Below are 13095 nucleotides of genomic sequence, written 5' to 3' on the forward strand. Positions count from 1 at the left end.
AAGGCGGAGCGGCGTGTGGCAGATCAACTCCAGACATTGATCGGCAATCTCAAGGGTTTGGGAACGGCAAGGCTTGTGGCCCTGGCCGCGGCCCTGGTCACCATCGTCGTGCTCGTCGCCGGTGGCTCCTGGTTCATGAGCCGTCCGACCTATGAAACCCTCTATGTCGGGCTGGATCGCGACGACGTGAACCGGATGGGCATCGTCCTTTCGGAAGCCGGCATTTCCTACGATATCGACACCAAGGGGGGCACCTTCCTGGTGGAGGCGGGCCAGACCAGCCGCGCGCGGATGATCCTGGCCGAAAAGGGCCTGCCGGGCAGCGCCGGGGCGGGCTACGAGCTTTTCGACAATCTCGGCACGCTCGGCCTCACGTCCTTCATGCAGGAGGTCACGCGGGTGCGGGCGCTGGAAGGCGAGATCGCGCGGACCATCCAGTCGGTGACCGGCATCAAGGCGGCACGGGTACATCTCGTCATCCCCGACGACGGCGGTTTCAGGGATCGCGACCGCAGGCCCACCGCATCCGTTCTCATCCGTACCAACGGGTCCGATATCAGCTCAAAGGCCATGGGTATCCGCCACCTCGTCGCCGCGGCCGTGCCCGGCCTGTCGCGGTCGGACGTGACGGTTCTGGATGCCTCGGGCAAGCTGCTCGCCGCCGGCGAGGACACGTTCGGCGATGCGATCAGCGTGTCGCTCGATCTGGAGAAGAATGTCGAGAACGAACTGGCGCAGAAGATTTCCGATGCCCTTCGCCCCTATATCGGCAACCAGAATTTCCGCGTCTCGGTCAATGCCGAACTCGATACCGACCGCAAGCAGGTCGAGGAAACCATCTACGATCCCGATTCGCGCGTCGAGCGCTCGGTCCAGGTGGTGCGCACGCAGGACAGTTCATCCCAGGCCGAAGCCATCCAGAACACGACGGTCGAGCAGAACATTCCCACCGATGAGGGCGGCACTGACAGCAATTCCTCCCAGAAGACGCAGGAAAACAGCGAACGGCGCGAGGAAACGACGAACTACGAGATCAACACCAAGCGGGTGGCGGTGGTCAGCAACGGTTTCTCCGTAAAGCGCCTCTCCGTGGCCGTGGTGGTCAACCGCGAAATGCTGGCGAAGACGCTGCCCGAGGGCGTCACGGATGTCGACGAACGGCTGCAGAAGATCCGCGACATGATCTTCGTCGCCGCCGGCCTGCAGGAAGAGCGCGGCGACAGCATCAACGTGACCGCCATCGAGTTCCTGCCCGAAGATCTGGAAATGGCGCCGGTCGAGGCCGGCATGGGCGAGGATGTGCAGAGCTATATCAACACCGCGATCAAGGCGGCCGCCTTCCTCGGTGTCGCGCTGCTGGTCATCTTCCTCGGGCTGCGCCCGCTTGCCCGCGCCGCCATAGCCGGCCCGCAAGGCGAGGCGGACACCGCAGCCGACGCCTTCGAGCCCGACTTCGCCTCCGAACTCGGCGGCGGCCTGCCCGACATCAGCGGTGCCGCGCCGGGCGGCTTCCAGGCGGATCTGCCCGATTTCGGCGCATCGGAGAATGGCGATTATCTTCAGGTTCTGCGCAACCAGGGCATGTCCGCCAAGGAGCGCCTGGAAATCATGATCGACTACGACGAGGAGCGCGCTGTGCAGGTCCTCAGGCGCTGGCTGAATGAGGCCGCGTGATGAGCCAGCCCGCCCGGTCGCGCGCCCATGACGACTTCGTGGCTTTCGATACGGAAGCCGCCGAGACCGCGCCGTTCGTTCCCTTGTCGCAAGAGGAGGAGCACGGCGACTGGCAGCCGCTTTTCCCCTCAGCGGACGACGGCACGCAGGACTTGGCCGCACCGGACGATCCGTTCGCCGGCATGGCCGTAGGGACCCCGGATTTTCCCGATTTCGCACCGCCTTCAGAACTGCCCGGCCCTGGATTGTGCCCGCAGGACGATGGCGCCGCAGGTGCTGCCTTCGCCGGGGCCGGCTTTCCGGCCATGGCCGGTGGCAGCGACGATTTTGCCGCGTTCTCGGCCTTTACTGCGGAGGAAAGCCTGGCGGAGGAGCCCTTGGCCCTCGACCGGGCGGACACCGGGCCGGAGGCCGAACCGTTCCCGGCCGATGCCGCAATGCCGGCAGCGCTGGATGGCGCCGTTGAAGCAGGCGATGGGGATGCCGCGCCGCAGGATGCGGATGGCGAGGCGGCCGACGGCCAGGAAAGCGACGGCTACGGATTCGTCAGCGCCGCCGCCGGCACGGCCGAAAGCAGGGCTGAACGCCAGGCCCAGGCCCGCCTTCTTGCCGACCAGTTGGCCACCGGGCTGGAACGCATCTCGGTGGAACTGGCCGAGCAGGTGTCGGCATCCGTGGGCCGCATTCTCGAACCTGTCGTTTCACAGGCAGTGCGCGAAAGGATGACGGACCGGTTCCTCAAGGCGGCGACCGAGGCGCTGGCCATGCGTCCCGAAAGCCCGTGCCGGCTTGAAGCCCCGCACGCGCTCGTGGAGATGCTGCGCGCGCAGATGGAGGAAAGAGGCTTCAACATCGATATCGTCGCAGGCAGGGATGACGGCCTGACGCTGCGTCTCGATACGCAGGTGCTGGCGGCGCGCTTCAGCGGACTTGCCGCACGATCCGGGGTTGCCGGCGATGAATGATGGCGCCAACGCCCAGGAAATCATCATCGTCAAGCGCAGCAGCGATGGCGAGGACGGCCACCATGGCGGCGCCTGGAAAATCGCCTTTGCCGACTTCATGACCGCCATGATGGCGCTGTTTCTCGTGCTTTGGCTGATCAATGCGGCGAACGAGGAAACCAAGCGGTCCGTTGCCTCCTATTTCAACCCGATCAAGCTGGTCGAGCGGAACCGCAGCGAGAAGGGGCTTCAGGAAAACGAGGGCGGTCCCGCAACCGGCGAGGATGCGGGCCGCGAGGGAAAGGCGGAAGAGCCGCAGGAGGCGGGCAACACGCCGACGGAATCGATGAGCGAGGAGACCTTCTTCGCCGATCCCGTCAAGAGCCTCGAAGCCATCGCCGGTCCGCCGGAGATGAACAGTTTTCCCACCGTCGCAATGCCGGAACCCTTCTCGCGCGAGAGCGGTGCCATGACCGACGGCTTCGTCGATCCTCTGGCCGCCGAATACTGGGCGCCCTCCGGCAGTTGGGAAGAGGAAGAGCGCAAGGCGAAGGAAAAGGCCGATTCCGGCAAGTCGGATGCGGGGACCGAAGGCAAGGATGGCGAGAAAGCGGTCGATGCCGCTGGCGGCAAGGACGCGCAACCGGGCCTGTCGGGCGGCGAGGATGTGAGCGGCAAGGGCGATGAGGCGGCCGGCGAGGGGCCGCAAAGCGCCTTGGCAGCGCGTTCCGATGCGATCCGCGACGCGCTGGACAAGGCGCTTGGCCCGGCCGCAAGCCAGCTCTATCAGCTTGAGGTGAAGCCCCAGGACGATGGCGTGATGATCTCGCTGACCGATCAGCTCGGTTTCCCGATGTTCGAGATCGGTTCGGCGGTTCCCAAGGAGCCGCTGGTCAAGGCGATGGACGCCGTTTCCCGGGTGCTCGACGAGCAGGCGGGCCGCATCCGCATTTTCGGCCATACCGACGGCCGGCCGATCCGCGCGGCCAATGACGACAATTGGCGTCTGTCGATGGATCGCGCCCGCGCCGCCTTTTTCATGCTCAAGCGGGCGGGCCTGGAGGAGTCGCGGATCGCCCAGATCACTGGATTCGCCGATCGCAAGCTTCGGGTGCCATCCGACCCCTATGACGATTCGAACCGCCGCATCGAGTTGCTGCTGGAGGTCGAGCCGTGACCCCGCGGACCATCTGGCTGCTGGCCGCTCTCCTGTGTGCGGCTTTCGTTTCCGGCGCTGAGGCCGAGGAGCCGCATGGCGGGCATCAGGCGGAGGAGGCTGGTGCAGGGGCGCCGCCCGCGCCGCCCCTGCCCGAGCCGCGGGCATCGGCGCTTCCCGGCGCCGGGGCGCTTCTGTCCGGGCTTTTCCAGGTGCAGGACAGCATCGTTCAGGGTGACCGGGGGGCATTGAAGCTGCAGGCCGACATCCTGAAGATGATGCGCGAGCAATTGCTGGCCATGCGCGGCACCCCGATCCTGCCATCGACCGATATCGCGCCGGTCCTGCTGTTCGGCCTTGCCGGCGGCGATCCGGTGGCGGCTGTCCAGGTCCTGACCTTCGTGCCGGAAGACCATCCCGAGGCCGGCCTTACCCAGGCGGTGGTCGATTATCTGCGCCGCGACACACGCTCGGCGGTTGTTCGCTTCGAGACCATCGACCCGCTCGCCCTGCCGCAACCCCTGGGCGCCTATGTCGCCATGGCCAAGGCCAATTCCGCCATGGCAACCAGGCGCGACGTGGCGGCCCTGAACTTCAACCTCGTTCGCCTTCTGGCACCCGGAACCCTGCTGGAAGAGGTGGCGCTGCGCAGGCTCGTCTGGCTCAATGCCGGCAATGGGGATGCGGCGGCCTTCTACCGGGTGGCCGGGTCCTATGCCAACCGCTTCGCGACGTCGCCCTATTTCGGCCAGTTCCTGAAATTCTTCATGGATGGCGCCGTGAAATTGCCGACCGATGAAGGCATTCGCGCCGTCCTCGACCTGCTGCCGGAAGATGCCCGCATCGCGCTGAAGATGCGCCTGTCGCGCCAGGCCGTCATCGCGGGCCGCGAGGATCTCGCCGACATCGTCTCTTCGAGCCTCCTGAACGACCTTGCCGACAGTGCCGATGATCGCGTGCAGCGGGCCCACCTTTATGCAGGCATGACGCAGGTGGCCAAGGGCCGCCTTCTCCAGGCATGGGGCATGCTCAAGCATGTTCGCCGCGAAAGCGTTCCGGCAGAGGACCGGGAACTGCTTGACGCAGCGCTGAACGCGGTGCGGGAAGCCACCGATGGCGACCCGGAATCCGCAGACATCATCACCTCGGCGCTCGGCGGTGCCCCGGATGGAGCGGCCGCAGGTGAAAGCGAAACGGATGGCGGCGGTCCAGGTGCGGCAGAGGCAGCCGCGCGTGGGTTGTCGGCCGAAAGTGCCGCTCCGGCGCAACGGGACGAACCGACCGGGGATGCGGGCATGAAGGCGCAATCGGCCAGCAGCATGGAAGCCGAGGCCATGACGGATTTGCAGCCGCTGATGGACGAGGCAAGCCGGCAACTTGAAGCCGTGGATGAACTCTTGAGGAACCTGCCGAAATGATGTCGTCCCTGAAAGGGTTCCCATTCGCTCCACCGTCCCGTCCGCCAGGCGAGGGAAACAGGCTTTCCGGCGATACGGCGGATCGAGGCAGCCGGGCGGAACCGGCAATGCCGGACCAGGGCGATGCCTTCGCCGCACTCGTGCGGCAGGACAGCCGCCGCGCCGCGGCCGTGCAAGCCGGGCCCATGGCGGCGAATGGTCACTTCTCCGCAATGCTCCGGGTGGAAACGGTAACGGTTGGCGGGGACAATCCGCCGAACCTGCCCGGCGAAACGGCAATTGGCATGCCGGCTGGCGACGGCCTGACCCCAGTCACGGACGGCCCGGACGGCAAGGGCGAGGCCGGTCACGAGCCTGCCCGCACCTGGCATCCAGGCTGGCTGGAGCGCGCGCCAGCCACGGCGGATGGCCTGTCACCCGGCTCGACAGCGGATGAGGATGCCGGCGCCGGTGCTCCGCGACCGGCCGGCGATGGCAAGGCGCCGGTGACCGCTGCCACCGATCGTGAAAACCCGCCCGCCAGGGATCGCGTCCCTGGCGCAGATCCCGGCACGGTGGAGGCGCACCCGGCGTCAACCGGGGACACGGTGACACAGGCAGCCGGGCAAGACGCGGCCCGCGCCGCGACGTCGACCGGGGAAACGCCTCTACCACAGCAGCAGGCCGGCATCCCGGCCGGGCGCGGGGATGAACCGCTGGCTGGCAGACCGGACCGGCCGGCAACGGCACCTGCCGTCCCTGACCCGGCATCCGCCCGGACCGCACAGGCGGCGCCGCGGCAAGACGCCGACCAGCCGCCGACGGAAGCGAGCGCGGCGGCAGCCGGCATGGGCCGGGCACCTGCCATGCAAGCAGACCTGACACCAGTCGAGAACCCGGGCCAGCCGGCCCCGGCCGCTGCCGTGCCTGACCCCGCGTCTGACCGGACCGCACAGGCGGCGCCGCGGCAAGACGCTGACCAGCCGTCCGACCAGCCGCCGCCACAGGCGAGCGCGGCGTCAGCCGCCTCCGCCTTCCGGGCCTCGCCGCCACTGCCGGGTGGGAATGATGCCCGCGCGGCATCATCCGCCTCCGCCGCACCGAGCCTGCGGCCAGCCGTCCAGACGGTCTCCGGCCCTCCGGATACAGGTCGCGGCTCGGCGGAAAATGCCGGGCCGTCCATGCCGGAAGCAATTGTGCCGGACCGTGAGGCCGCACCCGTCGCCAGGAGGGATCGCGGCCCGGTGGCGGCATCCTTCGAAGGCAAGGGTCGCTCGACGTCGAATGACAAGGACACGCCGCCGCAAGTGTCGAAACCCGTAGCCGGGGTCAATGCCGCGGGGCCGGCCCAGTCACCGGTTTCAGGCGTTGCAGCACCGGTGGCCCAGGGCGTTGATGTCCGGTCCCTCGCAAGCGCGATTGGTGAAGCGGTTGCGGTATCGGGCGCGACCGGCAACGCGCGCGCGGACCTGCCGCAAGGCGCGGCCGTCAGCCATGCAACGCCCGGTACCATGCGCATTCAGCTCAAGCCCGAGCATCTGGGCCATGTCGGCCTGACATTGCGCATGGGCAGCGAGGGGCTCGTGGTCGAGATCAGGGCAGAGAACGCCGAGAGTCAGCGCCTGCTGGAACTGGACGCCGACAGCGTTAACGATTGGCTGCGCCATCAGGGATGCACGGTTGCCGAATTGCGCGTGACCGGTGCGCACCAGAGCCAGGCCATGCCCGCTCCGGGGCAGGGCGGCGGGCAGGAGCGCGCGCCCGCGCAGGATTTCTCTGCTGGCAGCCAGCCGGAAGCCCGCGACGGGCGTGACGGCTCCCCCGCCCGTCAGGACGGGCGCGGTACGGGGGCCGGTGGCAACAGCCAGCCGCATGATGGCCAGGCAGCCGGCCGGGCCACGCCGGGAACCATTTACGTGTAGCCGTTCCAGACGATCGCTTCCGCGGGCATCGGGCTGAAGGCTCCCGAGAGCAGCCGGCCGGCGGCTTCTTCCCGCGTCAATGTCTTGAGTTGCTGGCCATTCCTGTCGAAGCGCACGAGGTGGATCGAGCCATCTCCCTTGTCTTTCGACCGGTAGAGGGCCCTGTCGGCTTCGTTGAGCATCGTCTTGAGATCGCCCTCGCCGGTGTCGCTATAGGCAAGGCCGACGCTGCAACCCACGAAGACCTGGCGGCCGTCGACCTCGAATTCCTCCTGGAAGCGCTCCATCAGCGCATAGGCGGCGTCCTCGGCATCCCGTGCCGAACCGATGCGCGGCTGCACGACTGCGAATTCGTCGCCGCCAAGGCGGATGACCGTGTCTTCCCGGCGTGCCCCGGCGCGCAAGCGTCCGGCCACCTGCTTGAGAATGAGATCGCCCTCGAAATGGCCGTAGACATCATTGACCTGCTTGAAGCCGTCGAGATCGACGAGGGCGAGCGCGGTTCCGCATCCGGGCTTGCAGCCGGCGAAGGCATCCTGGCAGGTCTTCTCCAGCACACGGCGGTTGTACAGACCGGTCAACTCGTCGGTGCAGGCCACATGCTCGATGGCCTTTTGCAGCTTGTGCTGGGTGGTGATGTCGTGATGCGTGCACAGCCAGCCGCCGTCCTCCATCGGTGCTGCATTGACCTCGATGACGCGGCCGTTCGTCAGTTCGCAGGTCGAGCGCATCGGCTCGCGCCGCTGCAGCATCGTGTGAATGCTGGCCAGGTATTGCTTGAACCGTTCTTCGCTGTAGATGCCGCGGTCGACACGCATGGTCAGCATATCGAGCTTGTTCGTACCCACCAGCGAAGCCTCCGGCGGCACGTCATACAGTGAGAGATATTTGTCGTTGTGCAGGACCAGGTTGAGTTTCCTGTCATAGAGCGCGATGCCCTGCGCGACGCAGGCCATGACCACTTCGAGAACGGAGTTCTGCCGCGCCAGCTCGGTGAGCAGCGTATGTTTGAGCCCTTCCATGACATCCCCTGTCGGTCGTCTTTTTATTCGGTAAGGCATCGTGGCCAGGCTCTCGCGTCGACGCTCTGGCGGCCGTGCATGCAAGCCGGGCAGGACGGAAGGCGCCGCCGCTTGCCCCGGCCGGTGCTGATGCCGTGCCGGTCGCATCCCGGCCGCACTGAGGATTCATTCCCGGAAATGATGCTGCCAGACAGCACTTAATTCCGCGTGAATCGCATCGGTTGCAATCGAGCGTTTGCGCACCGGAAACGGTTACTCTTTCGCACGGACAGGCGAGCCGGCCTTCAGCGGCACCGGCTCATGGCCGGAACGCGGCTGTGCCGCTGCATCGTCATGGCCAGATGTTCGGTATTGCATTGCGGGCTGTCATGGCCGGTCGAGAACTGGATATAGTTCAGCTTGACCGTGGTCCGGTTGCCCGCCAGTTCCACCTGGAGATAGGCCCGCATGTCACGGCTCTCCAGTTCGATATCCAGCGTGACGCCGGGCGGTGTGGTCCAGGACACGGCCACGCTGCTGCCCTGGCCAAGCCGGATGAAGCCGGGCTCGAAATAGAGTTCGGCGCAGGAATTGACCAGATCCTCCAGCGAGGCATGCATGCCAACGGTGATGAAGGCGATGAAATATTCCGGGTTGATCATCTGCAATTCGGTCAGGAAGTCGCGGATCCCCCGGGTGATCAGCCGTTCGCGGGTCGTCTTCAGATCGTCTGCTTTCATCCCTGATCACTTTCTGCTGTAGACATAGCGAACCAGTTCGGCCACCGCCTTGTAGAAGGCCTGCGGAATGATCTGGTCGACCTTGACCACCTTGTAGAGGCTGCGGGCCAGTTCCACCCGCTCGAAGACGGGAACGCCGCTGGCCTCGGCAAGCGCCCTGATGCGCAAGGCGAGATCGTCGGTCCCCTTGGCCACCACCACCGGCGCCGCGTCCCGCTGCGGCTCGTAGCGCAGCGCGATGGCATAGTGGGTGGGGTTGGCAATCACCAGCGTGGCCGTGGGCACCGCGCTCATCATGCGGCTGCGCGCCCGCGAGCGGGCGATCGCGCGGATACGTGCCTTCACCAGCGGATCGCCTTCCGCCTGCTTGTGCTCGTCCTTCACCTCCTGGCGCGTCATGCGCAGATCCTCGTACCAGAGGTGGCGCGAGGACAGGATGTCGATCGCTGTCACCACGGCCATGAAGGCGCAGACCAGCGCCAGCAGGTAGACGATGTTCTGTTCCAGCACATGCAGCATCGCCATCGGATGCAGGTTCACATAGCCGATCAGCGCTTCCATGCGCCCGCGCATGAAGAAGATCACCACGGCGAAGGCAAACCCGATCTTCACGATCGACTTGGTGAACTCGATGAAGCCGCGCTTGCCGAAAATGCGCGTCCAGCCGCTGGCCGGGGAAACGTTTGACCATTTCGGCAGGATTCGCTCACGCACCATGCGTGGCGTGTTCTGTGCCGCCGAAGCCGCGATGCCGGCGACGATCAGCACCGCGAACAGCGGCAGCAGCGTTGTCAGCACGGGACCGAATATGGCGGCCAGCGCATTGGTGGCATCCAGGCCGGTGTTGAGGCTGATCTCGTGCGCATGGCCCATGAAATGCGACAGCCGCTCGGTGATCATCATCGAGGAGGGATTGGCGAAAAGCGCCATGAAACCGGCTGTCGCCAGCAGGGAGGCGAAGAGCGGCGCCTCGCGCGAGAAGGCGGTCTGGCCCTTCTCCAGTGCGTCGCGGATCTTCTTCTCCGTCGGCGCCTCTGTCTTGCTTTCCTTGTCCGGCTGTTCCGACATCGTGGTTCAGGCCGTCACGCTGCCATTTCGTCCGGCTCGCCCAGCGTGATCTCGCCCTTGTCGATCTTGTCGAGCACGGCGGCCACGATGGCCCGGCGGGCACCGGCGACGACCTGCGGATTGCCTTTCGCGCCCGAAGCCAGATCGGCCTCGATCATGCGGCGGCTGCGCTGGCCGATGGCCGAGAGCATGGCCTCGCGGATATCGTCGTCCGCCCCGCGCAGCGCATCGGTGAGCACCTGGGCTTCCATGGCGTCGAGAACGCTTGCGCGGGCGCCCTGGTCCAGCCGGACAATGTCGTCGAACCGGAACAGGCGCGAGGTGATCGAGGCGAGCTGGCGCGGTTCCACCCGCGTCTCCAGGTCGACGAGCAGGTCGTCGAGCAGGCCGCGGTCCAGTTCGTTGAGGACGCTCGCCAGCCGGCCCGGTTCGTTGACCGGCCCCGCGCTCGCCGTGCCGCCAAACACCTGCCGCACACTTTGCTCGATGAGCTGCGCCGCCTCCGGGCGCAGGTCCTTGGCGGTCAGCATGCGGGCCACAAGGCTGGCGCGGCGCGCCTTGTCGATCTTCTCCAGCACCTGGGCCGTGAGCGATTCCGGCAGGCGCGACAGGATGAAGGACGCCGCCTGTTCGTTCTCGGCCGTGACATGGGCGACAATGCGATCCACGTCGGCCTGGGCGAGAATGCTCCAGACATCTTCCTGGCGCGTCTCCGGCAGGCGCTTCTTGCTGTCCGTCAGTTCGGCGTACTCATCCTCGCCAAGGCTGGTCATCAGCATCTGGTTCATGATTTCCGCTGAATCGACAATGCCCGCGCCCTGCGCGAAATCGCCTTCGAATTCGCGGATGATCTCGTCGAGAACCTCCGGTTCCACGTTGCGGAAGCCCCGCGCGATCTCCAGCAGCGCCTTCATCTCGTTCTTCTTGAAGTGCTTGAGCAGTTCCGGTGCCTTCGGCGTTCCGATGGCGACGAGAATGGCAACGGCCTTCTGGGATTTGGTCAGGGTCATGGAATACGCATCCGCGTTGGCGCCGTCAGTCGTTCAGGCTGTGGATCTTCAGCCCGAAAGTGGGGGTGTGGCCGGGTATGGCGACCAGGAAACCGGTACCGATCCGCGTGCCGTTGACGATGATGTCCACAGGATCGCCGACCAGCTTGTTGAGCGAAACCGTCTGGCCGGGTCCGAGATTGGACAAGTCGCCCACCGTCATCTCCACCGCGCCGATGGCGACCTGCACCTTCAGCGGAATGTTCATCAGCGATCCGGAACCCTGGGGGCCGGCCTCGTCGCGGCCGCGTGATCCATCGGGCGCTTCCTGGATCTCGCCCTTGAGTTCGCGGATCGCCTGGTCGAGATCCTGTTCCGATTTCTCAAGCGGGCTCATCGAAATGCTCCGGTATTGTCTGTCTTCACGCCGGCGGTTCGCTGTTCGCCGTTGATCCGCACGCTGAGCAGGCCGCCGGCCTGCCCGCACTGTCCTGCAAGGATCCTGCGTCCGCCCACGCTGATCTCGCAATCGCGCAGGCTCGTCGCAGGGATGGGAATGACGGTTCCCGGCGTCAGCCGGCCGATGTCCCTGAGCGTCATGTCGTTCAGGTTGACCAGGAACTCGGCCCGTACGCCAAGCCGTTTGAGCCGGTCGACATTGCGGCGCTGTTCCTCGCTCGTCACGGCAAGGCCGTCCAGCGAAATGCCGGTGAGTGCCACATAGACGGGCCGGACGGCCTTTCCGCAGCGGCCGTTGAGGCGGAACAGGTCTGCGTGGATGCCGGTCAGGATGGTCATGTCGACCATGGGACCGAGTCCGATCTGGGGCATCGGGATCTCGCGGCCGGAAACCGCCGAGAGGGCCGTGGCCAGGTTCTCGGCCAGCACACGGAAAAACGACATTTCCACGCCTGTCAGGCTTTCGCGCGTTTCCTCGGCGGTAAGCGGGTCGCCGCCCATGAAGACCGTGGAGAGGCTGGAAACCAGCGTCATGTCCATCCACAGCACGCAGGTGCGCTCCGGGTCCGCCTCGTCGGCATAGACCGCGACGGCCGATGCCTGGCCCAGCCGCGAATGAAGCGCGTTGATCGTGCCGTTCTCATGCGCGCCATGTTCAAGCGCAAGGTTCCCGCCGATCTCGTGTTCGAGTTCATCGGCCATGCGGGCGGCGAGATCCTTGCCGAGCTTCTTGAGGATGGCGGCCGCGTCATTGACTTCGCCCGCGCTGGCGTTTTCGTGCAGGCATTTGAGCAGCAGGTCGTCGGCGCCGGGCAGGCGCCCGCTCTGGGGGGCCGCCATCACGACACCGCCGGGCTTGTCGTCGTCGATTCCTCGACGGCGTCGATGGAGGGCCGGTCATGCGCGGCAATGGCCTTGCGGCCGAATTCCAGTGCCACCTGCGGAACCGAGCCGTTCATGTGCGCGATCAGCGTCTGCTTGGCGACGAAGAACTTGCGCAAGCCCTTCTCGCGAACGATCTTGATTTTCGTCGCGACCGGCCCGACCACGGCATAGGACAGGAAGATGCCGACAAACGTGCCCACCAGCGCCGCGCCGATCAGGCCGCCCAGCACTTCCGGCGAACTGTTGATCTTGCCCATCGCCTTCACCACGCCCAGGACCGCGGCGACGATGCCCAGTGCCGGCAGGCCGTCGGCCACGGCCTGGAGGGCGTGATAGGATTTCAGCCGGTCGTGCCGGATGGTCGCGATCTCTTCTTCCATCAGCGCCTCGATCTCGTGGGGACGGGCATTGCCGACCGTGATGAGGCGGCAATAGTCGCAGGTGAAGCTGACGAAGTCCTCGTCTTCCAGGGCCGAGGGATAGGCCTGGAAGATGCTCGATTCCTCCGGCGCGTCGATATGCTTCTCGATCTCGCTCTTCGGCTTGTCCTTCATGGTGCGCAGCAGGCTGTAGAGAAGCCCCAGGATTTCCAGGTATTTCTCCTCGTCGGGCACGGCGTTCTTCAGCGCTTCCATCACGCCCTTGCCGGAATCCTTGACCACGTAGAGCGGATTGGCGACGAGGAACGTGCCGAAGGCCGCACCGCCGATGATGACGAATTCCCAGGGCTGTGCGAGCACCTCGATATGGCCGCCCATGGCCATGAAGCCACCAAGCACGCACCCGAGCGTCACGATCAGTCCAACGATGATGCCCACGCCGAATCCCTTTGCATAACCGTGTCCGAAACGATTACCCGG

Annotated in this window: 12 protein-coding genes; 5 read left to right on the forward strand and 7 right to left on the reverse strand. The window is 66.0% G+C overall.

Translation table 11 applies throughout. The annotated features are described in order from the left end of the window. Nucleotides 1-15: 15 nt before the first annotated feature. The 5 genes from fliF (at nt 16) to R3D65_RS09085 (ending at nt 7093) form a co-directional block, all read left to right on the forward strand. Nucleotides 16-1674 carry a flagellar basal-body MS-ring/collar protein FliF gene (gene fliF / locus R3D65_RS09065; RefSeq protein WP_371274889.1) on the forward strand — a complete coding sequence of 553 codons (1659 nt, stop codon included), beginning with the start codon at nt 16-18 and terminating at the stop codon, nt 1672-1674. Next, a complete protein-coding gene (locus R3D65_RS09070; RefSeq protein ID WP_371274890.1) occupies nt 1674-2639 on the forward strand; it encodes a hypothetical protein in 966 nt (321 codons plus the stop codon). The genes fliF and R3D65_RS09070 overlap by 1 nt, the downstream gene beginning before the upstream one ends. Continuing rightward, nucleotides 2632-3795: a MotB family protein gene (locus tag R3D65_RS09075; protein WP_371274891.1), complete on the forward strand. Its 1164-nt coding sequence runs from the start codon at nt 2632-2634 to the stop codon at nt 3793-3795. Before R3D65_RS09070 ends, R3D65_RS09075 begins: the two co-directional genes overlap by 8 nt. Continuing rightward, nucleotides 3792-5192 (forward strand): hypothetical protein, encoded by a 1401-nt coding sequence (locus R3D65_RS09080; protein ID WP_371274892.1) that lies wholly within the window; start codon nt 3792-3794, stop codon nt 5190-5192. Before R3D65_RS09075 ends, R3D65_RS09080 begins: the two co-directional genes overlap by 4 nt. A 107-nt stretch (nt 5193-5299) precedes the next feature. Next, a complete protein-coding gene (locus R3D65_RS09085; RefSeq protein WP_371274893.1) occupies nt 5300-7093 on the forward strand; it encodes a flagellar hook-length control protein FliK in 1794 nt (597 codons plus the stop codon). On the opposite strand, the gene R3D65_RS09090 is transcribed toward R3D65_RS09085, so the two are convergent. The 7 genes from R3D65_RS09090 to motA form a co-directional block, all read right to left on the reverse strand. Next, nucleotides 7084-8115 (reverse strand): diguanylate cyclase domain-containing protein, encoded by a 1032-nt coding sequence (locus R3D65_RS09090; protein WP_371274894.1) that lies wholly within the window; start codon nt 8113-8115, stop codon nt 7084-7086. The genes R3D65_RS09085 and R3D65_RS09090 overlap by 10 nt on opposite strands. A 284-nt stretch (nt 8116-8399) precedes the next feature. Beyond that, nucleotides 8400-8834, reverse strand: a complete 435-nt coding sequence (locus R3D65_RS09095; protein WP_371274895.1) for a hypothetical protein — start codon at nt 8832-8834, stop codon at nt 8400-8402. Nucleotides 8835-8840: 6 nt separating this feature from the next. Further along, nucleotides 8841-9902, reverse strand: a complete 1062-nt coding sequence (flhB, locus tag R3D65_RS09100; RefSeq protein WP_371274896.1) for a flagellar biosynthesis protein FlhB — start codon at nt 9900-9902, stop codon at nt 8841-8843. 14 nt (nt 9903-9916) lie between these two features. Continuing rightward, nucleotides 9917-10912 carry a FliG C-terminal domain-containing protein gene (locus tag R3D65_RS09105; RefSeq protein ID WP_371274897.1) on the reverse strand — a complete coding sequence of 332 codons (996 nt, stop codon included), beginning with the start codon at nt 10910-10912 and terminating at the stop codon, nt 9917-9919. A 25-nt stretch (nt 10913-10937) separates the two neighbouring features. Next, complete coding sequence (locus R3D65_RS09110) at nt 10938-11288, reverse strand: FliM/FliN family flagellar motor switch protein (protein ID WP_371274898.1); 351 nt, start codon at nt 11286-11288, stop codon at nt 10938-10940. Continuing rightward, nucleotides 11285-12190: a FliM/FliN family flagellar motor switch protein gene (locus tag R3D65_RS09115; RefSeq protein ID WP_371274899.1), complete on the reverse strand. Its 906-nt coding sequence runs from the start codon at nt 12188-12190 to the stop codon at nt 11285-11287. The genes R3D65_RS09110 and R3D65_RS09115 overlap by 4 nt, the downstream gene beginning before the upstream one ends. Next, complete coding sequence (gene motA, locus R3D65_RS09120) at nt 12190-13053, reverse strand: flagellar motor stator protein MotA (RefSeq protein WP_371274900.1); 864 nt, start codon at nt 13051-13053, stop codon at nt 12190-12192. Before motA ends, R3D65_RS09115 begins: the two co-directional genes overlap by 1 nt. Between the last annotated feature and the right edge of the window lie 42 nt (nt 13054-13095).

This window comes from Zhengella sp., assembly GCF_041397485.1.
In the GTDB taxonomy this organism is placed as follows: domain Bacteria; phylum Pseudomonadota; class Alphaproteobacteria; order Rhizobiales; family Rhizobiaceae; genus Zhengella.

Bases quoted from the DNA above. Each gene is read 5' to 3' on its own strand.
- R3D65_RS09070 (WP_371274890.1), top strand. From the start codon at position 1,674: ATGAGCCAGCCCGCCCGGTCGCGCGCCCATGACGACTTCGTGGCTTTC.
- R3D65_RS09075 (WP_371274891.1), top strand. From the start codon at position 2,632: ATGAATGATGGCGCCAACGCCCAGGAAATCATCATCGTCAAGCGCAGC.
- R3D65_RS09085 (WP_371274893.1), top strand. From the start codon at position 5,300: ATGCCGGACCAGGGCGATGCCTTCGCCGCACTCGTGCGGCAGGACAGC.
- R3D65_RS09090 (WP_371274894.1), bottom strand. From the start codon at position 8,115: ATGGAAGGGCTCAAACATACGCTGCTCACCGAGCTGGCGCGGCAGAAC.
- R3D65_RS09095 (WP_371274895.1), bottom strand. From the start codon at position 8,834: ATGAAAGCAGACGATCTGAAGACGACCCGCGAACGGCTGATCACCCGG.
- flhB (WP_371274896.1), bottom strand. From the start codon at position 9,902: ATGTCGGAACAGCCGGACAAGGAAAGCAAGACAGAGGCGCCGACGGAG.
- R3D65_RS09105 (WP_371274897.1), bottom strand. From the start codon at position 10,912: ATGACCCTGACCAAATCCCAGAAGGCCGTTGCCATTCTCGTCGCCATC.
- R3D65_RS09110 (WP_371274898.1), bottom strand. From the start codon at position 11,288: ATGAGCCCGCTTGAGAAATCGGAACAGGATCTCGACCAGGCGATCCGC.
- R3D65_RS09115 (WP_371274899.1), bottom strand. From the start codon at position 12,190: ATGGCGGCCCCCCAGAGCGGGCGCCTGCCCGGCGCCGACGACCTGCTG.